The organism is Hydrotalea sp. (assembly GCF_049968455.1).
GTDB lineage: Bacteria > Bacteroidota > Bacteroidia > Chitinophagales > Chitinophagaceae > Hydrotalea.
On sequence record NZ_JBMFQT010000016.1, the window covers coordinates 41528 to 62696 of the forward strand.

At 34.2% G+C, this 21169-nt stretch carries 22 protein-coding genes; 7 read left to right on the forward strand and 15 right to left on the reverse strand.

Translation table 11 applies throughout. The features are described 5' to 3' along the window. Positions 1-194 precede the first annotated feature (194 nt). Positions 195-1541: an MFS transporter gene (locus ACP5P5_RS11350; RefSeq protein ID WP_428286228.1), complete on the forward strand. Its 1347-nt coding sequence runs from the start codon at positions 195-197 to the stop codon at positions 1539-1541. Between the two features lie 52 nt (positions 1542-1593). On the opposite strand, the gene ACP5P5_RS11355 is transcribed toward ACP5P5_RS11350, so the two are convergent. The 10 genes from ACP5P5_RS11355 to ACP5P5_RS11400 form a co-directional block, all read right to left on the reverse strand. Continuing rightward, a complete protein-coding gene (locus tag ACP5P5_RS11355) occupies positions 1594-4137 on the reverse strand; it encodes a helix-turn-helix domain-containing protein (protein ID WP_428286229.1) in 2544 nt (847 codons plus the stop codon). Positions 4138-4257: 120 nt separating this feature from the next. After that, positions 4258-4659, reverse strand: coding sequence for a thiol-disulfide oxidoreductase DCC family protein (locus tag ACP5P5_RS11360; protein WP_428286230.1), 402 nt, complete (start codon positions 4657-4659; stop codon positions 4258-4260). Positions 4660-4697: 38 nt separating this feature from the next. Beyond that, positions 4698-6791 carry a hypothetical protein gene (locus ACP5P5_RS11365; protein ID WP_428286231.1) on the reverse strand — a complete coding sequence of 698 codons (2094 nt, stop codon included), beginning with the start codon at positions 6789-6791 and terminating at the stop codon, positions 4698-4700. A gap of 476 nt (positions 6792-7267) precedes the next feature. After that, complete coding sequence (locus ACP5P5_RS11370) at positions 7268-8017, reverse strand: GLPGLI family protein (protein ID WP_428286232.1); 750 nt, start codon at positions 8015-8017, stop codon at positions 7268-7270. A 36-nt stretch (positions 8018-8053) separates the two neighbouring features. Further along, complete coding sequence (locus ACP5P5_RS11375) at positions 8054-8983, reverse strand: hypothetical protein (RefSeq protein WP_428286233.1); 930 nt, start codon at positions 8981-8983, stop codon at positions 8054-8056. Beyond that, on the reverse strand, positions 8916-9473 hold the full coding sequence (locus ACP5P5_RS11380; protein WP_428286234.1) for a hypothetical protein: 558 nt from the start codon (positions 9471-9473) through the stop codon (positions 8916-8918). The genes ACP5P5_RS11375 and ACP5P5_RS11380 overlap by 68 nt, the downstream gene beginning before the upstream one ends. A gap of 51 nt (positions 9474-9524) precedes the next feature. Beyond that, entirely contained in the window at positions 9525-9773 is a 249-nt protein-coding gene (locus ACP5P5_RS11385) for a hypothetical protein (protein ID WP_428286235.1), read from the reverse strand. Between the two features lie 400 nt (positions 9774-10173). Further along, positions 10174-10881: a LytR/AlgR family response regulator transcription factor gene (locus ACP5P5_RS11390; protein ID WP_428286236.1), complete on the reverse strand. Its 708-nt coding sequence runs from the start codon at positions 10879-10881 to the stop codon at positions 10174-10176. Then, on the reverse strand, positions 10859-11725 hold the full coding sequence (locus ACP5P5_RS11395) for a sensor histidine kinase (RefSeq protein ID WP_428286237.1): 867 nt from the start codon (positions 11723-11725) through the stop codon (positions 10859-10861). Before ACP5P5_RS11395 ends, ACP5P5_RS11390 begins: the two co-directional genes overlap by 23 nt. Before the next feature lie 597 nt (positions 11726-12322). Beyond that, positions 12323-12673, reverse strand: a complete 351-nt coding sequence (locus ACP5P5_RS11400) for a single-stranded DNA-binding protein (protein ID WP_428286238.1) — start codon at positions 12671-12673, stop codon at positions 12323-12325. 218 nt (positions 12674-12891) lie between these two features. Here ACP5P5_RS11400 and ACP5P5_RS11405 point away from each other — a divergent pair, with 218 nt between their 5' ends. From ACP5P5_RS11405 to ACP5P5_RS11425, 5 genes are all read left to right on the forward strand, one after another. Then, positions 12892-13272: a hypothetical protein gene (locus tag ACP5P5_RS11405; protein ID WP_428286239.1), complete on the forward strand. Its 381-nt coding sequence runs from the start codon at positions 12892-12894 to the stop codon at positions 13270-13272. Positions 13273-13468: 196 nt separating this feature from the next. Next, positions 13469-14890 carry a WG repeat-containing protein gene (locus ACP5P5_RS11410; RefSeq protein ID WP_428286240.1) on the forward strand — a complete coding sequence of 474 codons (1422 nt, stop codon included), beginning with the start codon at positions 13469-13471 and terminating at the stop codon, positions 14888-14890. 68 nt (positions 14891-14958) lie between these two features. Then, on the forward strand, positions 14959-15555 hold the full coding sequence (locus ACP5P5_RS11415) for a YdeI/OmpD-associated family protein (RefSeq protein WP_428286241.1): 597 nt from the start codon (positions 14959-14961) through the stop codon (positions 15553-15555). A gap of 74 nt (positions 15556-15629) precedes the next feature. Further along, positions 15630-16151: a molybdopterin-dependent oxidoreductase gene (locus ACP5P5_RS11420; protein WP_428286242.1), complete on the forward strand. Its 522-nt coding sequence runs from the start codon at positions 15630-15632 to the stop codon at positions 16149-16151. Positions 16152-16195: 44 nt separating this feature from the next. After that, the gene (locus ACP5P5_RS11425) at positions 16196-16669 is read left to right on the forward strand and encodes a gamma-glutamylcyclotransferase family protein (protein WP_428286243.1); all 474 of its coding nucleotides are present in this window, start codon (positions 16196-16198) and stop codon (positions 16667-16669) included. Between the two features lie 22 nt (positions 16670-16691). Here the strand turns inward: ACP5P5_RS11425 and ACP5P5_RS11430 are convergent, their stop codons facing one another. Further along, positions 16692-17636: an alpha/beta hydrolase family esterase gene (locus ACP5P5_RS11430; RefSeq protein ID WP_428286244.1), complete on the reverse strand. Its 945-nt coding sequence runs from the start codon at positions 17634-17636 to the stop codon at positions 16692-16694. A 103-nt stretch (positions 17637-17739) separates the two neighbouring features. On the opposite strand from ACP5P5_RS11430, the gene ACP5P5_RS11435 reads away from it, so the two are divergent. Next, positions 17740-19023 carry a serine hydrolase domain-containing protein gene (locus ACP5P5_RS11435; protein WP_428286245.1) on the forward strand — a complete coding sequence of 428 codons (1284 nt, stop codon included), beginning with the start codon at positions 17740-17742 and terminating at the stop codon, positions 19021-19023. A 33-nt stretch (positions 19024-19056) separates the two neighbouring features. On the opposite strand, the gene ACP5P5_RS11440 is transcribed toward ACP5P5_RS11435, so the two are convergent. From ACP5P5_RS11440 to ACP5P5_RS11455, 4 genes are all read right to left on the reverse strand, one after another. Beyond that, the gene (locus ACP5P5_RS11440; protein WP_428286262.1) at positions 19057-19248 is read right to left on the reverse strand and encodes an adenylate/guanylate cyclase domain-containing protein; all 192 of its coding nucleotides are present in this window, start codon (positions 19246-19248) and stop codon (positions 19057-19059) included. Positions 19249-19643: 395 nt separating this feature from the next. After that, the gene (locus ACP5P5_RS11445; protein ID WP_428286246.1) at positions 19644-20225 is read right to left on the reverse strand and encodes an HD domain-containing protein; all 582 of its coding nucleotides are present in this window, start codon (positions 20223-20225) and stop codon (positions 19644-19646) included. 49 nt (positions 20226-20274) lie between these two features. Then, entirely contained in the window at positions 20275-20448 is a 174-nt protein-coding gene (locus ACP5P5_RS11450; protein WP_428286247.1) for a DUF2179 domain-containing protein, read from the reverse strand. After that, positions 20442-21107: a YitT family protein gene (locus ACP5P5_RS11455; protein WP_428286248.1), complete on the reverse strand. Its 666-nt coding sequence runs from the start codon at positions 21105-21107 to the stop codon at positions 20442-20444. The genes ACP5P5_RS11450 and ACP5P5_RS11455 overlap by 7 nt, the downstream gene beginning before the upstream one ends. Between the last annotated feature and the right edge of the window lie 62 nt (positions 21108-21169).

Here is a 21169-nt window from a genome sequence, read left to right on the forward strand (position 1 = left end):
TTCTTTTGTCGCCCTCATGCATTTTTGCAGAAATTTCATCTGATTTTTAGCTTTTTGTTTATTCAGAACATGCAAAACCCATCATTTTTTATTATATTGTGAACATGCCCAAAAACCCCGCGTTACGATAACATTTTATTGCTGTATCACTGTCTTGTGTTAGCATTTGTTGAATTGTATTAAATGTTGCAAGCATGTTTTTGAATAAAGAAATTTTAATAAAGAAAAGGCTGGAATTAAGAATAGAGCGTGTTTTCATGTATTTACAGGAACCACGGCGATGGGTTGTGCAATGGTATTATGGGTATGCATTGGTTGGAATTATAGCTGCCGGATTAATGCCTATTTTATTGCCATTAATGGTGGCCGATTTATCGCATCAGTTAAGTTGGGTGGGAATTGTTTTGGGTGCTTATAATTTGGGGTTATTGTGTTCGTTTATTTGGGGCCGACTGGCCGATAAATATCAAATGCACCGATTGCTGTTTTTTTCGGGAATAGCGGTGTTAATGCTGGTAGGTTTTTGTATTACTTATTTTAATGCATTGTGGATATGGATGCTGTTGGCATTTTTGGCAGGCGCCTCTGTTGCTGCCACCACTACGGTTGCTACTCTTTTTGTGGTTGAGTTTAATCCACAGAAAGAATGGGAGCCGCGTATTGCCTGGTTGCAAACATTTTATGGGATAGGTCAGGTAACCGGCCTGTTAATGGCCAGTGCGTTTGTAGTGAATATACAGGTTGGGTTTATTGCTGCTGCCGTCATATTAATACCGGCATTGCTGATTGTTAGAAAAAGTATTCCAAAACAACAAATGCCGCATATTGCATTAACTGGATTGAAAGAGAAATTACTGAAAATAACGGATATACATTTTCTCGGATCTTTTGCCAGAATAGAAATGTATAGCAACACGTTGCATTTTTCTTTTATAAAAATTTACGAAACGGTGGGCTCAATAAAAAGCAAAACAACCACTCCCTTTGGTCGCTTTATGGTTTCCTGGTTTTTATTGTGTTTCGGTATTTCTTCCTTCTTTGCTTATTTGCCTGTAACCTTAAAAAATGCGTATGCGGTATCTCCTTCATTAACCTCTTTTATTTATGGCTTGTTTGCCGCAGTAGCAATTGTGTTATATACTTATGGCGGAAAGCTTTCTGCAAAATGGGGCAGCAATAAAGTTTACCAGGCAGCTTTGTTATTGCGTTTTGCAGGTTTTATGATGTTGTTTGGCGCTTTTTTTCTTCCTTTTGGAAAAGAATGTGTGGCAATTCCCGGGTTTATTTTGTTGGTAATAACCTGGCCACTCATTAGTATTTCAGGTACTGATTTGGTAGTAAAACTTTCTCCCTATAATAAAGGCGCTACCATGGGCTTATTCAATGCAATTTTGGCCATTGCTTCTGTTTTGGGAAGCTTTGTAAGTGCGCCTTTGCAACACTATTTGGGATATGCATCACTTTCAGGTATTGGCATACTTAGTTTTGGTATTTCTTATTTAGTGGTAAGAAAGGTAAATGTTACGCAGCAAAGCGAATGAAAGTAATATAATAAATTAGCGGAAGGAACCCGAACACATTTTCCCGGTTGCATTATTTTGTAATAGTTGTGTTTTGTTTTTCTAAAAAAGTTTTCCAGGCAAAGGCCATTCTAATATCGGCATAACTAATGTCAGCAACAACATTCTGCTTTATGAATGTTATGCCTTTTGCCATAGTATCATTTGTTAACAGAGGCAATATGGAATTGAGTTTTTTTTCGGGAAGAAAATCTGTAACCTTTAATTTTCCTTCTGCAACATAGTGCGATAAATGATTTTGGATGGTTTGTACCGTTAATTGCCGCTCTTCAGCAATGGCGGCTATACTTTTGCCGGATTGGTATAGTTGGAAACTGATGAGTTTTGTGTCAGGCTTTACTACTTTGTCTGATTTTTCTTTTCTTTCTTTTTTCACTTTTATTTGATCCATCAACGAAGGCAAATCATGTTCATTGCAATAGCGTTGAATAATATCTAAAAAAATCATGCCATACTGAGCGGTTTTAACGGTACCAAACCCGCTTATTTTTTTTAAATCGTTCAATGTTTGTGGAAGGTATTGCGCCATTTCATACAAACTATTGCTGCCTGCAACCATATAAATGGGCAGATTTTTGCTTTCGCAAAGGCTATCGCGTTGTGCTTTTAATAATTTGAACAATGCTGCATTCGGAACCGGTTTATTGGTGGTTTGTATTGCGGTTGCATATGCATTTACGGAAAAGAAGGGCATTGTATACGCTTTTTTCTTCTGAAAAAAAGCATCCACATAAAAACCATTGTTGCATAATTGCAATTGGTATTGTTGTTTTGCTAATTGTGTATACAATTCCTTGATTAAATCATTGTAATGTAAAGCCTGCAATTTACTGTCGGTACTTACTGGTGAGGTTTTTAAAAATTCTAACAGGGTTTGTATTTCTTTATCAAAATAAAGAGCGGCCTGCTGTATTCTTAGTTGTAAGGCTGGTATTGCCTCTGGCAGCTCATCTTCCTGAAACAATTGAATTAATTGCGGATTAAATTTTTTTCCTACTTCAATTAGTGCATCAATTTTTTCTGAAATTTTTTGTACAAAGTCTGTTGCAGTATCATTAAAGGCAGTTTGTTGTTCTGTAATAAGTGTTTTTAAAGCAGCACACAGGTTAGTAACAGTTTCAAAATTAAATAATGCAATAATTGTTTTTTGTTGAAATAACTTTTTTGATTGCTGTAAAGTGTAAGGCAAAGCTTCTGTTTTGCAACCTGCTGCAAAATTTACAATGCGTTGATCGGTATGTAAACTCTGTGCTGAAATCTTGCTATGAAGTACTACTCCCTGCAAACCGGTACATCGGCTTAGTGCTACATATACCTGTCCGGGTGCGAAAGCAGCGCCGGCATCAATAATGGCTTTTTCAAAAGTAAGGCCCTGACTTTTATGAATAGTGATGGCCCAGGCCAAACGCAGCGGATACTGTGTAAATGCGCCCACTACCTCTTCTTCAATTTGTTGTTTTTGTGCATTGTATGCATATCGAACATGTTCCCAACGGTATTTTTTCACTTCAATTAAATCGGGTTCGTTGGCACAACGAACAAATATTTTATCTTCTTCCATTTTATCAATTATCCCAATTTTACCGTTGAAATAACGTTTGGCTTTATCCGCATCGTTTTTAATAAACATTACCTGTGCCCCTGCCTTTAATTGCAATGCAACATCGGCAGGATAATTTTTTTCCGGAAAATCCTGTTCAATGCTGGCATGAAAGGTATGTAAGGGTTTGATTAGCTTTTTTAATTGTTGCGCATTAATATGGTCTGCTTTTTCGTTGTGGGTGGTTAACATGATGTACCCGTCTGCATCTGCACTCTGAAAATCGGGCCGATAATGTTGGTGCAACAAGCTATAACCGTTATCGCTTAAGCAATTGTTGCGAATTTGATTCAATATCTCAATAAAATCAGCATCTTTTTGCCGGTATATTTTATCTAATTCAATATAAGCTGGTGGTGCTGCCTGTATGACCCGGCTGCTGAAAAAATAAGGGCTATCATAGTATTCCGATAAAATTTGCCACTCTTCCTGTTTGGCAACAGGCGGCAGTTGATACATATCACCAATCAACAAAACCTGAACACCGCCAAAAGGCTCGTAATGACGTTTTCTAAAATGGCGCAACACAGTATCTATAGCATCCAGCACATCAGCCCGAACCATACTAATCTCATCAATAATCAGTAGTTCCAGCTCATTAAAAATTCTTCTTCTTTCTGTATTTATTTTTATTCGGCCCAATAAATAATGCCGGTCCATCATTTCGGGCGATGCGTTTTTGACATTTAATTGAAAATAATTTTTTGTATTGGTTTCCGGGATAAAGGGACTGAATGGCAATTGAAAAAAAGAATGGATGGTAACGCCGCCGGCATTTATGGCAGCAACACCCGTGGGTGCAACAATGGCTAATTGTTTAAGCGATTGTTCTTTTATATATTTTAAAAAAGTGGTTTTACCCGTACCTGCTTTCCCGGTTAAAAAAACAGAACGTTGGGTATATTGAATAAAATCACTTGCTAATTGAAAGGCTTTGTTGGAAGTATCTGTTACCATAAAGTAATAAAGATAATTGGATACAATTTGTTTTCAAAAACAGATGGTTGCAAAATCTTTTCCGGCAGTTTATCAATGAACAAAAAAAACATGATTTTGAGATTGCGTTAAACAAAACTTTCAGCTTAAAAATCTGTTTTGCAATTCAGAAGACATAATAAGGCATTCATTACTTTTTCCGAACCACCGATATCGATTATTTGCAATTCTATCATAAAAAAAATCTCTGACAAATGTTGGGATGATATAAAAAATTTTTAACCAGAGGTATCCCTTTAGTTGAATGAACACTTTAAGTGCCCCATCGGATCGGAGATAAATATTCCCGTCTTGATAAAGAATGAATGTCTTGAATTCGGTTGCAGGTAACTTAAATTTTTTTAAAATTGACTGCCCGTATGCAGACTGTAATGAAGCAAACAAAAATGTTTTATTAGTATCTTTTTTCAGAATAAACTGAACACTTTTGTTGCACAGGTTACAACTTCCATCAAACAAAATTACTTTTTCGCTTAATTGCATTTGTGTGCCTTATTTTAAGAATCAGTTTTTTCAATTATTTAAAATCTTACTTGAGTGCCAACAATCGCATATCCTAATAATCTGAATTCCTTCATCTCTATAAATCCACTGGCATTATAATAAGTTGTTAAGACATAATTTCTATCATTAAATAGACTCACTACATTATTGGCTTTAAAATAAACAGACCACTTCTTTTTTGTATTGTAAAACAACTCCATGCTAAGATTAGTATTTGTAACATTTAATTGATTTGTTTTTTCTTTATTTAAAGCATAGGAAGCTGAAAACTCAAACTGCTGATATGCTCCGTTTAGGTTAAAAATAATGCCATTCTTATGATATAAAAAAAATTCGGAGCTCGAAGTACTCGTTCCAGCAGTAACATTATACTTACTTCGTGAAATAATGTACTGAAGCGAAATTTTTTTAATTACTCCCTGCTTTATTTCTTCAGACATGTTGAAGCCGAAATTGTTGCCTATCTGTAAAAGATTACCTAAGCCCGGATTAACAAAATCTGCTTTATAGTTGTTGTGCGAATAAGACAAACCGGTTTTTAAAAGCGTATTTTTACCGACCTTAAAACTTTTTTTAAAATAAGCATCAACTTTTGAATTTCCGAAAGCATTGAGCTTTTCCGGTGTAAAAAAATATTGATTGGATAAAAATTGAGGCTGTATTAAAAAATAATCTCTGTTTTCAGATCGTGAATAGCCAACGCCGGTAAAGATGCCTTTAAATATGTTTTGATAACTTGCTTGGATGGAGCCATCTGTTAATTGATAAAAAGAAAAAACTGAAGGAATTTGAACTTCATAATAGTTAGCATTAAACTGAAAATTCTGTACATAGGGCGAAAATATGTTTGGTAAATTTTTAAAGTTAAAATTGGATGATAAAGTTGTGTTTCTAACAATAAGAAATTGAGCCTCACTTTGGATATTTGCACTAATTTTTGATATACCCTGTTTAGCCTGATATCGATCTGCTAAAACTGTCAGAAAATAGTTCAATCGACGGTTTTGGCCATTACCAGAGAACCCTAATGAAAGGTAGTCATAATCTGCATTATAATTTAAGTCAGGAATATTATATTTTTTCAGCTGAAAATTTGTTTGAAATTTTAAATTTAATAAATTTGTAAACCGCCGATTGATAAAACTTTCTACATATAACGTCTGGTTTAACAATTTGTCTTTAACAGAAGGAAAAAATCCGGCAACTTGATTCCAATTATATTTTTCATTGTTGCTTTCTGAAAGCAAAGATAGTCGGGTACTCCAAAAATATTTCTTGCTTACGCGCCAATTTAATTCACTAGAATACTCTAATAATGAATTCTTGTTGCGTAGCTGATAGTTTAATAAGGAGCCTTGATTTTGGTAAGCCTCATCATCAGAATAAAAACTGAAATTAGCTGAAAGTGCATTGGTTAGGGATATATTATTTTTTAATAGTGTTGTGGCATCAAGAGTTATATAAAAAAAAATACCTGAACCTATTATTTCTTGCTGTTGATCTGTGGTGTCTTTTTGATAAAAATAAGTTTTTAATTCTGATTGACGAGTTACTTTAGATAATTGGGCAATATAATTAAGGTTGTATTTTGTTTTTGTATTTTCTTTTTTAATTCCCCCTAAAGTAGAGTGGGCAATATCTTTGGTACTGTTTTTATTAGTGGCAAGTATTTTTTGTAAATAAGCAGTAAAAAAGTCTGATCTCCCCCCATATTGATATTTATTAAAAAAAATATTTTCTAACTGTTGCCGAAGTCCCATATTGTTAGAAAAGTTTACTGCAAATACATTTAAACCCTGGGAGAAATAAAATAGCCTGTGTAATAGTTCATATTTATTATTGTACCCACCGCCAATTTGCAAGGAATTAACCACCTTACCCTTAAAGTGATCTTTGGTATCAACATTGATGACTACCTCTTTGAAATTGTTGAAATTAACGTCATATTTATCGCGGTAGTTGGTAATAATGTCCAATTTTTTTATCATCTCGTTAGTAATGTTTTGCAGTGCTATTGAGTTTTGATTTACAAAAACCTCTTTTTTATTTACCAGTATCTTGTTTATTTTTCTTCCTCTATAAATGATGGATCCATTTTCATCTACACTCACTTGGTCATTGTCCTTTAGTATATCATAAAGCGTGGCATTCTTATTATAAATACTGCTGTCGAACCGGAGCTTGACAGTATCTTGTGGAATGAAGGAGTTTATGACAACTTCCCGTAATTCTATGGGTGCAACAGTAAGTTCTATTAATAGATTATTGTGCGAATTACCTTTTAGTTGTATTACCTTTTTCCGGTATCCCAACGAACTTACGACAATTTGATGCACCGGCCTATTTACTTCAACTTTAAAATTGCCCAAAGTATCTGTGAAATCATAACTTTCGTTATTACTAACAGAATCAACAACCATTCTAACAATACAACCATTTATGGGCAACCTTGAAGTACTGTCTATTACCTTTCCACGAATGGTTATTTGGCCATAAGAACTGTAACAAATGGACGTAAGAATTAATACAGAACTAAGCAATAAGTAATGCATCAGGATAAAGTATTATATTAAAATAATTTTATTTATTATAAGTTTTCAGTTTTCAAAGACTTTTTACGTTGTTCAAAAATTGCCTTGGCACTTTTTATCCATGCTGGTTTAGCTTTTTTTATTTCAGCAACTGCTTTTGAATACTCAGATTGAAATTCCTTAACTGCATCAGAATATTGCAACTTATCTAAAACGAAAGTCCTTTCAGCATCTTCTAACTGAACAACTAATCCGGGCAGCCCAACATACAAATCGGGAGAGAACATTATTGGTATGTCATTAGCAAACCAAGCGATGGCTCTATCCCCAGCACATCTAAAAATAGCTTTTGTACAATCGAGGCCTGATATCCTTTTATGCTCATTCGTAATTGTCCAATATTTCTTCATGGTATCTGGAGAAACAGATGAGTAAATGATATTTGAATTAAGTATATCATCTTTTATGTAAGTTTTGTTTTGGAAATAAACACTGTATTTCAGATTGCTTCTGGCATTGAACTGAAGATTGGCCCCATCCATATCGGAAAAGAAGTTGTCTTTTAACTTGAAAATGTAAGTCTTTGTTTCGGTATTGTAGAGCAATTGATAGTGACCTCCTGTTTCTTTACTAAATTTCCTGAAACCTTCCACCAACTCAAGCGGAGCACCCGGCATACTATCTTTATTTAAGGAACTATACTGGGTCATTGTGTAATCAGCTATGAGAATCGGAGATTTTTGAGCCTGAGCGTGTTTCGTGAATAAAATCAGTAGACTCAATGTAAATAATTGCACATGTTTCATGTTCAAAATTTTAAAAGGTTTGTTAAGTTTAGAATATTATTCATATACCATCTCAGTATTGTCTGACAGTTTTTTTCTGTCTTTCATAAGAAGAAAGAAATATTTCTTATTAAAATAAGATATAAATAGATCTGGATGGGCAAATACATTCCAGGTTATCATTATCAACGCAAAAAATGGTAGCTTCATAAAAATGCCAATTAATGTATGCATGCAGATTATGGCAAGTACTGTCCATTTCCTAAATTTAGTATAAATAAGAATTGGATATAATGTTTCTAAAAATATTATACCTATCCCGGCTATGGCGAGAATGGAAGGAGGAAAAATTAATTCAGTTTTGAACGATGATAAGGCCCGGTATAAAGAATTGCCATTCCACCATCCAACACCTGCAGCTTTTGCAATACCGCTAAAAAAATACACAATACAAAGATGAATTCTAAGTATCAGAGCAAGTGAAGTTATACTAGTTGAAGTATGTGGTTTCGAGTCATTTTTAAATAAACGACACAACCCAAGGCAAAATGCATAAAAAAATGATATTGTTATAAACTGATCATACCCATAATTAAAATGCACAATGGATCTATATAAAATCAATTGAAAACAGATAATTGGGAAAGAAAGCAGAAGCTTTGTGCGGAATATTTGGATGAAAAGCAATATGATATAAATGAAGCCAACACCATAAAAGAAATATGTAAGCATGTTACCCGAAAAGTAATAGCTAATCCAGTGCAGATATGCGAAACTTAAACTATTCACTAATCCTAACTCAAAGGGGATAATAGAATTTTCTCCCCAAAATGCTTTGAAGTCAGCAATTAGAATTGTAAAGTCTAACAGTGCTATGAAAGAAATAATTTTGACGAAAAATATTTCTATTTCTGCCTCTTTATTCAAAATAGTATTCCGTCTCAATAAATCCGGTAGCATTTCTTTCCTTTTTATTCCAGATTTCATGGGTTATAAGTTGGTTTATTCTTGTTTTAAATATAATTCCACTATCTTTTATATTATTGATTTTTATTAAATATTTACCGGTATATTTCATATACTTATTTATAAACATCTGTGTAAACACAGAAGAATCCTTTTCTTCTTTACGGTCGGCGATTTTATTAGATATCGCCTGGGCAAGCCCATTCACCCTCTCTTGGTTAGCTCTAAATGAAAAATGCATGTTAGATAATTCTATCAAACTATCATTCGGCAGTCTGATAACAACAGAAAAATACTTCGGCGTTGCAACTTGGTAGCCGTAGAATCCGTAACCTGTATTGATTCCGCTAAAAAACGAGTAAGTCCTTAAAGGTTCTAAGTTAGTTACTTTATACAAAATATTTGAGATGGAGTTGTACAATTTATTTTGAAAAATTTGACTCATTGCGCCAATAGCAATAACGGTAACTAAACTAAAATGAAAAAAAAATAGTATTTTTTTAAACTTCATAGTCAAACGTTTAAAAATCCTTCCCCCCCTGTAGGAAGGGAAGGATGAGACTTAAAACTTTTCTAGTACTGCCAATTGGCTATCTGATATTTGTTGTGCCTTAACGACTGTCTTGTAACACTCTGAAAAACTACTCCAAGTTTTATAATACTCAGTACATTTGCCTGCTTCTTGTGCAGAGATACCCTGCTTTTGAGGAAGTGTATTATTTGACAACTCCTGGGGACTTGTAAATGATGATAAGGTAATAATAGCCAACATGGTTAGACCAGTTAGGTTAAAAATAAATAGCTTTTTCATTATATAAAATTTTAATGTTGAAAAAATAAAAAAATACAATACCAAAATTTATTATATAAAATTAAACAAACCCGACAAAATAACTGATGTGGGATAAATCATCGCTGTAATGCAAGAAATAAATGATATATAGGTTTTTGGATTTCATTATTTTTAAAATTAATAACTGGCATGCGGCAAAAAAATCAATTATATGAACAGACGATTTGCCGTTGTGAAATATTATTTTGACATCATTTTTCTTTACCAAAAGATTATTGTGAGGGGAGTTTGGTAGCAGTTCCGTTACAATGGATTTTCAACCCATCCCATTTTTGTAATAACAATTTTGGACAGTTCTATTTTCAGCCTTAACTCTATTGACCGGAGTTAAAAAACGCAAATGCGAAAGGTTACTTAGCTACTTAGAAAACATTTTCTTTTTTAACCTCTCTAACAGTTGTTCCTTGTATTCTTTACCGATGGGAATTTTCCGATCACAACCATTTAGCAAAATTGTAGCTGGTTCAATGATTTGAATTTTAGATTCGGAAACCAAATAAGATTTATGCACCCGGATAAAATTTGAGTCATACAGGTAAACTTCCATGTCTTTCAGAGATGAATATACCAACAAAGGACGGTTCAGCGTAAAGATTGCAACATAATTCCCCCTAGCTTCTATGAAATCAATATCCTCAATATTAATGCGCACCAGTTTTCGCTTATGATCCGTTGCCACAAATATGTAGTCGTTCTTTACTTCCCTGCCAGCTTTACTTGAAAAACCTAATCGGCTCACAGCTTTTTCAAACCTGTCGAACGAAACAGGTTTCAACAGGTAATCAACAATATTCAGATCATAGCTTTCTACTGCAAACTCTGAATGAGCTGTGCAAAAAATCACCTGAACTTTGGGGTCAATCATCTTTTTCACATGTATACCCGATAACCCCGGCATCTCAATATCTACAAAGGCTACTTCAATGCACTTTTCAGCAATCATTCTGATTCCATCTACTGGGTCGGTTGTGCTTCCAACTAGGTTCAGTACGCCTACCTTATGGATATATTTCTCCAGTACATCAATGGCAGGTTGTTCATCGTCAATAACTAAGCATCTCAGCATTCACAGGCGTTTTAATAGTAAGTTGTGAAATAAAAAATCCATCGCATTTCGACAGAAACAAATTGTAGCATCCTTCGAACGTTATATCCAGACGCCTTTTCAGGTTTTTCAAACCGATATTATAGGATGTAGCACAGCTACTGTCTTGTCTGATCTTATTCTTACAGTAAAAGTGTACAGTATTTTCGAATAGATTAATTTTAATAATTAAAGGGTTTTGTGGGTCGCTCATGTCTCCATACTTAAAGGCATTTTCAACTAATGTGATAAAAGAAAGCGGCGGCACACTTTGCCCGTTCATTTCCCCAGTGATTTCCAGATTGATTATTCTGTTATTTTTAAAGCGAAGATTATGGATTTCTATAAATGTTTGTAGTTGACTTATTTCTCGCCGCACCCTTACCATTCGGCTTTCAAAATCAAGGGATTCGATGGAGTACCTAATGAGGTCAGAAAGCTTCAGGATGTTGTCAGCGAGTTCCGGGCTATAATCCAGTGCCTGAGAGAATAAAGTATTCAATGTATTATGGAGAAAATGATGATTGATTTGGGCACGAAGTAGGGCTTGTTCATATTGCAGCTTTTCCTTTTGAGCTTTCAGTTCCTGTTGCCTTAGATAAGCATTTTCCAGCTCTCTTGCAGCTTTCTCTTCCTGTAGCTTTCTCAGTGTATATTCTTTTTCAAAGAGTTGTTTCAGGTAGAAATAGATGAGAGCGAAAGAAAATATCCGCACGAAGCCAACTATGGCTTCCACGAGAAAAACATGGAAGTCTTCCGACTTGTAAAATACCATTCCAAACGACGGTAAAATTGTATATACATAAAGATATCTGGCAGACGCCATGATTACAAATACTATGACGGAGGAAGCAATGCTCCACCATGCCCCTTTTTGTTTATAGAGGTTAAGAAAAAACAAACTCAGATAAAATGTAATGACAAAAGGGGTTATGTGAAAAAGTACACTCAATAGATTTATTTCAGGCCTGACTAGGATAGATGTAACAAAAACAAAAAGTACATATAGTATCCACCCCCCTATGTGGCCAGCGATCAATTTCCATTTTTTGTTTTTGATTCTGAAGCAATATGTTATTTTTAAACCGGAATTCATACTTTCTTAGCGTAAAACCATGTAAGTAAATTTACATAAAATATTTTTTTTGTTTGTTTTTTTGGCCAAACTTTTTAAAAATAATACCATACAATACTTAGTACTGCACAATTAAAAGCAATTATCCTCCTTTGCAATCCGCTTTAGTTTAATTGCATAAAAATCCGAATTATGTTATACTAACCATAGCAAACCATTAGCGTAAAGTAAACAAAACAATGGTTGTAAGGATTTGCTGAACATATACTCTGTTGTTTAACCGGGCAAGAACAGGGAAGGTAAATTCTATCGCCCTTCCCTGCTTATATTGCATACCCGATGTTTGCATTAAGCCTTAACCCCCTGCTTTTCCCCCAACATTAATATTTCGTTTACCTGCACTTCGGTAATGTATTTTTTATTACCCGCTTTGTCGTTATAAGAACGGGAAACCAATTTGCCTTCCAATGCCACCTCACTCCCTTTTTGTAAATATTTCTCGGCAATTTCGGCCACCTTACCCCAGGCAACAATATTGTGCCATTGCGTTTCAGCAATTTTTTCGCCTTTTTGGTTACGGTAAGTTTCATTAGTGGCTACACTAAAACGAGCCATTTTTTTGCCACCATCTAAATTTTTAATTTCTGGAGCATTACCTAAGTTTCCGATTAACTGAACTTTGTTTTTTAAAGCGTACATAGTTTTACAATTTGTGCTGTATTGGTTTGAACAGCGGTGATGAATTTTGTTTATTTCAATTAAAGCCGGGCCGACGTCATTCCCGCTTCAACAACACAAAATTGCAATGGCTCAAAAACTGGAGTCGGTTTTTAATTATTTCTAATCGTATATAAATGTGTTTAAACGTTTGCACATAGATAAATATTTACTATATTGTAGCTTAAAACCCTTTGCTGATGTCATTATCCACTCCCGTAAAAACCTGTTTGTGTTGTGGTAAGCCTGTGAAAGGCCGTGCCGACAAAAAATTTTGCGATGATGCCTGTCGTAATACCTACAACAATGAACTAAAGGCCAAAAGCCATTATAGCAGCTATGTTCGCAACATTAATAATGCTTTAATAAAAAATAGAAAAATACTGGAAGAGTTATTGCCTGCAGAGCTGGGTATGTTGAAAATACCCCAAAGTAAATTAGAGCAAAAGGGTTTTTCATTTTCATACCATACACATATCTACACCAATAAAAAGGGCGATACTTATTTTTTTTGCTACGATTATGGTTACTTGCCACTTGAAAATAATTGGTACTTATTGGTGAAACGCAAAGAGGAATAAAAAGGTGATGACATTTATTTAACAGTTAACGCATTGTTTTTTCCTTAATTTTGAAATTGTACTTTCGCTGATATCACAACATTTAGAAAAACCTGCACTTTTTTCCCCTTCCTACATTGAAATGCCAATAAACCATTATGCACCATCGCTTTACAGCGTATGCATGAATGTTATTTATTCACCTAAAAACTAACATATGCAATTATTAATTAGTGCATTATTGGTATGGGCATTGCCATTTGGCTTTTTAAATGCAACCGCACAACAAAAAAAATCAACACTTTCAAAGTCGGCGCAAGAAACAAAAAAAGTATTCCAGGATTTATTTCAAAAGAAAACCAATACAGATAGTATTAAAACTGTTGAGACCAGATATGGACCAACAAATAAGAGTGAATATGTTCATTATACAGTTACGCCAGGACAAATGGCATCGAATGCAAAACTTCTAGATGTTGATATGCTGCTTCCTTTTAATCAAGGAACAGCTATGATACGAAAAGGCAATGCAACTGCTTTAATTGATACAGCAGCTAATTTTATTGTTCCATTTGGAAAATACACTTTTGTAGCAGGGACAGAAAAGCATCCTAATTTTAAAAAACAAATTGTTCATAATGGCATATTTCAGTATTTAGCATATATGCAAAATCCTGGTGCTTTTTTAAATTCAAAAGGCAAGTTATTAGCTACCTCAACATCGGAACAACTATATACTTATACTCCCAATCGCCAAATGATTTATTTTTTAAAGCAATGGCGAACACGCCAACCAAATGGAACAGAAGTATATACTAAACAATATACTTATATGAATAATGAGGGTAGAAAGTATGTATTTAATGCAGAAGTTAAGCAGTTAAGTGAAGATGTTTTTACGCTTACTTCTGGACATTATATTACAATAGAGGGGAAACAAATTAATAAAGAACCTTTTGATGAAGTGGAGCCTTTTTCTAACGGAATGGCATTGGTGGGGAAAATTGATGCGTTTGGACAAATGAAATATGGATACATAAATGCCGAAGGGAAGTTGGTTGTACCTCTGCAATTTACTTTGAAGCCCGGACATTTTAATGGGGGTTATGCTAAAGTATTTCCAAAAAACAAATCAGATTTTGAATATGCATACATTAATCAACAAGGGGAAATAGTATTCAAACAAACGTATGCCCAGCAACAACAATATGGAACCTTTCAGCATTTTAATACATTTGGATTTGCATATTCCGGTCATTATGTATTAAACAGCCAATTGCAAATAATGAAAAGCCAAGAGCTAATGGCTGCTATGGGTCTTCCACCAACTATGTGGCCAATTGATAGTCGTTTAGAAGGTGTTGAAGGTGAAAATGATCCAAAGCTGTTTATTAGTGGTCCAATTGGAAAAGAAGGAATGTTTAAAAATATTTCGTTAATTGGATTTGTGAATACCAAATCAAAAACAGTAGTGTTACCTGCTTTTTATAAAATAGATGATTTTGATCCTGTTAGTGGATTGGCTTATGCCGAAGCCATAATTGGCCGAGATAGGTATGGCACAATACAATTACAAAAAGGATATATAAATGATCGTGGATTATTTGTAATGGTACAATCAAAGGGTGGCACTTGGTAATAGTAATTAAGTGTTTGGGGCATTTGAAAATATTGTTTAATTTGACTGCTTTATCAATTCTCGGTTACATGAAATCAATCATTACAAATGCTGATTCATTTTTTTTGAAACCACAGAAATGGCATGATGAATTTGTTGCCTTACGAAATATTTTACAACCATTTCAACTACAAGAAACTATAAAATGGGGTTGGCCTTGTTATATGCTGCATGAAAAAAATGTGGTGTTAATGCATGGCTTTAAACATTATTGTGCATTATTATTTTTTAAAGGAGCACTTTTAAATAATGCAGATGGATTATTGATTCAACAAACCCCTAATGTGCAGGCATCACGCCAGATTCGTTTTACCAATTTGAGTGAAATAATTCAACTGAAAAAACAGATAACCAAACATATTAAAGAAGCTATTCAAGTAGAGCAGGCTGGTTTAACTTTAGCACCTAAACCCACTAATGCATTCGCTATTCCTGTTGAATTTGATGAAATTTTGAAACAAAATAATAAATTGAAAAAAGCATTTCATGCATTAACACCCGGCAGGCAAAGGGCATATTTGTTGTATTTTGCCCATGCAAAACAATCTGCTACACGTTTAAAGCGTATTCAAAAATATCTTCCTTGCATTTTAGCCGGAAAGGGCTTACATGATGTTACACCATAACGTTACTGCATTTGTGTATTTTTGCTGATTCTATAAAATTTCAACCAATAAATGCTTGAGTTAAAACTTTACGTATGAAATACCTATTATTATTCTTAACAGTAATGGCTTCTTTGCAAGTATCTGCTCAAAAAGCTGTTACACCTACACAGCAATTTACAATTCAGGGTAAGGTTAAACAACCCATTATTTTTACATTAACCGATTTAGAAAAATATTCAACAGTAAATATACCAGATGTTGTTATCACCAATTATTTAGGCGAAGCACGTGGAAAGCTAACTCATTTAAAGGGAATATTATTGAAAGATATTCTAAAAAAGGCTGAGTTGAGCGAAGCCAATCCAAAATTATTTAGCACATTTTATTATGTACTTACAGCTGCAGATGGTTATTCGGTTGTGTATTCTTGGAATGAATTGTTGAACGGTCCTGTTGGAGAACATACATATATTATTACAACAAAAAATTCCGAATCACTTCAAAAAATGAATGATGGAATTTTAGTGCTTACACCCATTGATTTTATTACAGGACGTCGCCATGTAAAATGGCTAAAAACTATTGACGTAAAACAGGCTACACCTATACAATAAATTTTGTTGGAAAGCTGCACTCGACTTTAAAATTTAAAACTAAAATGCATTACTATTTTGCTTACGGCTCAAATATGAATAAAACGCAAATGTTGCAACGTTGCCCATCTTCAAAACCAATTGGTGTTGCGGTATTAAAAAATTATGCTTTGGCATTTACCGCATATTCTAAAAAAAGACAATCAGCCGTAGCAGATGTGGTTGAAAAGTTAGAAAGTGAAGTATGGGGAATACTATATACCCTTACCGAAACTGATATAAGTTCGTTAGATAATTTTGAGGGTGCTCCTAATTTTTATAAAAAAATAAACGTTTCTGTTTTACTGCAAAGCTATTGGAATGATGAATGGATGGGCACATTTCAATCATTTGAAGCATTCACTTATGCGGTTGTTAATAAAACAAAGCAAGCTTTACCAACAAATGCCTATCTAAAAATTTTAATTGATGCTGCAGTACAACATCATTTCCCGGAATGTTATCTGCAAATCATCAATAATTTTAGTAGAAATATTTGAAATGTGTATTTCAAAACCTTTATTAAGGTATTGCATTAAAAAAAGTTACAATTTTTTCTGTGGCTTTAAAGTCTTTACATACCCTTCCTACTAAAATTTTTGGTAAGTATTGTGAACTGCCCGGCCAAGTGTGCCCACCATTTTGTATGGTGATGCTTTCAACAGGGGCAGAAGAACATTTGTATTTAGTTTCATTGGCCGTACATCCATCTAATGGATCTTTATTGGGTATTTGAACAGTTACGCCACTTTCATTTGCACAATGGTTTTGTTGTAGAAGTAATTGAATGAGTTTGGGAGTGGCAATAAAATTGGCCGATTCACTGAAATTATTTCTATTCCATTTACCATATCCCCCATTGTAAGGAACTAATGGGTCGGCTGTACCATTGATTATTAAGGCCGGAATAGGTCTGTCAAAGTGATAATCGGCAGCATTTTCTTCGGATATACTTCCACACACAGCTGCAATGCCCGCAATTTTATGGTTTAATGCAGCTGCTAAATACAGTGAAAACATGGCGCCACGCGACATACCGGTAAAAAACACATGCTCTTTATTAATGTGGTAACGTGCTATTAAGGTGTCAATTAATACGTTCATAAAGTGCACATCATTCACCATTGTATCCAGTTTTTTCACTCTGCTGGCTGTGCCCGGAAAATTCCAGGCTTTATTAATAGCATTGGGATAAACAACCATGTAACCAAATCTATCTGCTTCAGGATTTAATCGATAAAATTGCTCAGTATTTTCGGCGGTACCCCCACCTCCATGTAAGGCAATAATTGCTTTTAAGTTTTGTGCATTAGCGTATTGTTCGGGAATGTACACAAGAAAATTTCTTTCTCTTCCATCTACCATTATAGTATGGCGAATGGTTTGCGAAACTGCAGGCTTTAAATACAAACACAATACAATTATCCCCAAAAGCCTGTATGCGGTTAGTATTAATTTATTAAACATGCGCAACTATTTTTTTAAAATTCGAAATCAAAAAATTATTGCTTAAAATCTCAAAAACTTGCCATAAAAAAAGTAAATTGAAGGTAATTGAAATAACTTGTTTATGAAACAACTACAAAATTTAATAAAATACGCTTTCGTTTTTTTACTTGTTCTCCCCTTTTCCCTTTTTGCGCAAACCATTCAAACAAGCGGGAAAAATGCTTCAGTGAATGAGGATCGAATGGCTAAAATTGATGGACTGGTGCAACAATATATTCAGCAACATTGGCTGAATGGTGCAGTTACACTGGTGGTGAAAGATAATCAGGTAGTACAATATAAAGCCTATGGTTATGCTAATGAAGCAACAAAGCAATTAATGCAGCGTACAGATTTGTTTAGAATTGCTTCACAAACCAAAGCCGTTACTGCTGTTGCCATTATGCAATTGTATGAAGCAGGTAAGTTGTTGTTAGATGAACCGGTAAGTGATTTTATTCCGGCTTATAAAAGTATGACGGTACTAAAATCTTTTAATGAAAAAGATACCACTTATACTACCGAGCCTGCAAAACGCCCTATTACTATTCGCGATTTATTAACCCACACATCCGGATTAGATTATCCCGGTATTGGAAGTGCTTCCATGAAAGCCATATATGCTAAAGCGGGTATTGTTCCCGGATTTGGTTTGGCAAAGCAAGGTGAAACTTTATTATCTGCCATGAATGCATTGGCTAAATTACCATTAGCACATCAGCCCGGCGAAAGATGGACTTATGGATTAAATTATGATTTATTAGGTTGTTTGGTAGAAGTAATTAGCGGTGAGTCGTTAAGCACTTATTTTCAGAAACATATTTTTGAACCTATTGGTATGCAGCATACTTTTTTTAATGTGCCCGCAAATGAAGCCAACCGCTTGGTGGTTGCCTATACCGAAGATTCGCTTCACCACATTATTCCTTGGAAAAAAACCATGATGGGAGTTGATCCCAATTATCCTATAGAAAAGAAAACCTATTTTTCCGGTGGTGCCGATTTAACTTCCACAGCAATGGATTATGCCACTTTTTTACAAATGCTGTTAAATGGAGGAACTTATAACGGGCATACCTTGCTGTCGCCGCGTAGTGTTGAAATGATGATAAGTAATCAACTGAATTTTAAATTTAATGGTGAAAATGATTTTGGTTTAGGATTTGAAATAGTAAGTGAAATGGGGGCTGCACACGGGCCTCGCAATAAAGGAAGTTTTGCTTGGGGTGGATTTTGGGGAACTACTTACTGGGTAGATCCGAAGGCGCATTTGGTGGGTATTATTTTTACCCAACAAACACCTAATAGCCATGGCGACATTACCCAAAAAATTCAGGACATGATATATGCGGCTTTGAAGAATTAAGATAGAGTAAAGTGGTGTAAACAGTTTTAAAAACTAATCAATTACTTCATATATAACCAAAGGCTTTGATTTGTTTTTCAAAACAACTTCCCCTACTCTTTTGCAGTTGAATGATTCTTTTATTTTTTCATAGGAATATTCACTAATAATAATTTGACCATGACCGGCCACAGACTGTAAACGTTGTGCAATATTTACAGAATCACCAATAACAGTATAATCTATTCTTCATAAACTAGCAGAGCCAATGTTACCCGAAATCATTTCACCGCCATTTATGCCAATAGAAACTTCAGGTGTATACTGAATTTATAAAGCTCCTGATTCATTGAGTTGTTATTTTTTTGTACCAGTGTTCTTTTTGTTAAAACCAGTGTTATATTAATTACTATTCAAATACTTAATGTGATTTTACTATATGGTAAATGTTAATTTTGTTTTGCAAAAAAGGTTGAATTGTTTTTATGGAAGTTTAAATTATAAGCAACATACTGTGGTATTGTGGCATTTTTTTTCGTAACAACAGTATAGATATATTTTATATATTACATATGATTATTTTATAGAAAATTTGCGTATTTCTTCCAGAAGTGGTTTTCTATAAAATAGCGGATCAGCGTTTAAAACCTTTGTTCCCTTAAACTTTTTAAATATCCTTGCTTAAGTACTTCTTTATTTTCCTGGCAATATTTAGTGAAATAGTGATGTTCAGATATAAATTTAATTTCGGTTTCATTCCATGGCTGGGGAGTAATATTGGGATTAAGGGTGTTTATTTCTTTAAACAAATGCTTAGCTAATGTGGGTGCCATTGCTGTGCTTAAGTATTCCAGGTCGGCATCGGCAATTATTTCTTCCAGTTTCGTTTTAGGTTTTTGTGGGATTTTAGTAGCCATTATCATGCCGCATATAATATCTATTTCTGTAGGTGTAATTCCAAAATTTGGTAAATAGTGTTGTGCTAATTTGCAACTTTCTTCTTCATGTTTTTGGTAGGTATTTATATAACCCGTATCATGCCAAAGGGCTGCTATACTTAAAAGCTTTAATTCTTCTTTTGTGCAATGTTCATGTTTACCAATTTCTAAACATTGTTGTTCAACATATAAAGTGTGCGATAAATTGTGATAATAGTAGGTTTCCGGAATATGCTTATTCAGGAGTTGCACAATAAAGTTTCTTATGTTTTCATTATTGGGCATGCGATTTTTCTTTTAATATACCTCCGGCAGCTTCTTTAATGCTTTGAATTTAAATGAAGGCCTTCGGATCAATTTTTATAATAGCATCCTGAATTTGCATAATTTCTAATCTTGTAACAATGGTTACAATTATTTCGCAATCAGTTTTAACATCAAAACTTCCGGGTAAAAAACCTCTTTCGCCTTTATATACTGTAATTCCCTTCTTTAATTCGTTTACCAAAAACTTTTTACTTCTTCCTCTTTTGTGGAAACAATATTCATGGCAGTGTATTCTTCTATGCCATCCACTACATAATGTGTTGCACGTGTAGCCGTAAAATAGGTAATGAGCGAATACATGGCCGTTTCAATTCCAAATGCAAATGCCGCTATAGCAAATAATATGGTATTGAATAGCATAATGATTTCGCTATTTGAAAAGCCGGTTCTTCTTCTGGTAAATACAGCAATTACTTCTGCTCCATCAATTACTCCGCCACTTCTTATTACTAAGCCAACACCCGAACCAATCAGTATTCCACCAAAAATGGCAATTAATAATTTATCGCTGGTAATGGGTTTAATATGAATGAAAAATAAACCAATGGCTAATAAAATAACAGCCATAATTGTTTGAACCGCAAAGGTTTTGCCAATTTTTTTATATCCTAAATAAATAAAAGGTAGGTTTAAAACAATAACAAGAAGGCTAATGTTGATATTGAAAATTTCGTGTAATAAAATAGATATTCCTGTAATGCCACCATCTAAATATTTGTTGGGAATCATAAATCCACGCATAGCTAAAACAGCAAGCCCAACTCCTGAAAATATTAAAAGCAATTGTTTTGGCGTCCAAATCTTTTGCCATTCAATTTTGTTGGGATGAATTTTTTTCATTACCGTTTGCTTGTGGTATGCGATTGTCCAATCGCCTCAAATCAGTCTTCTAAATGTAAGAA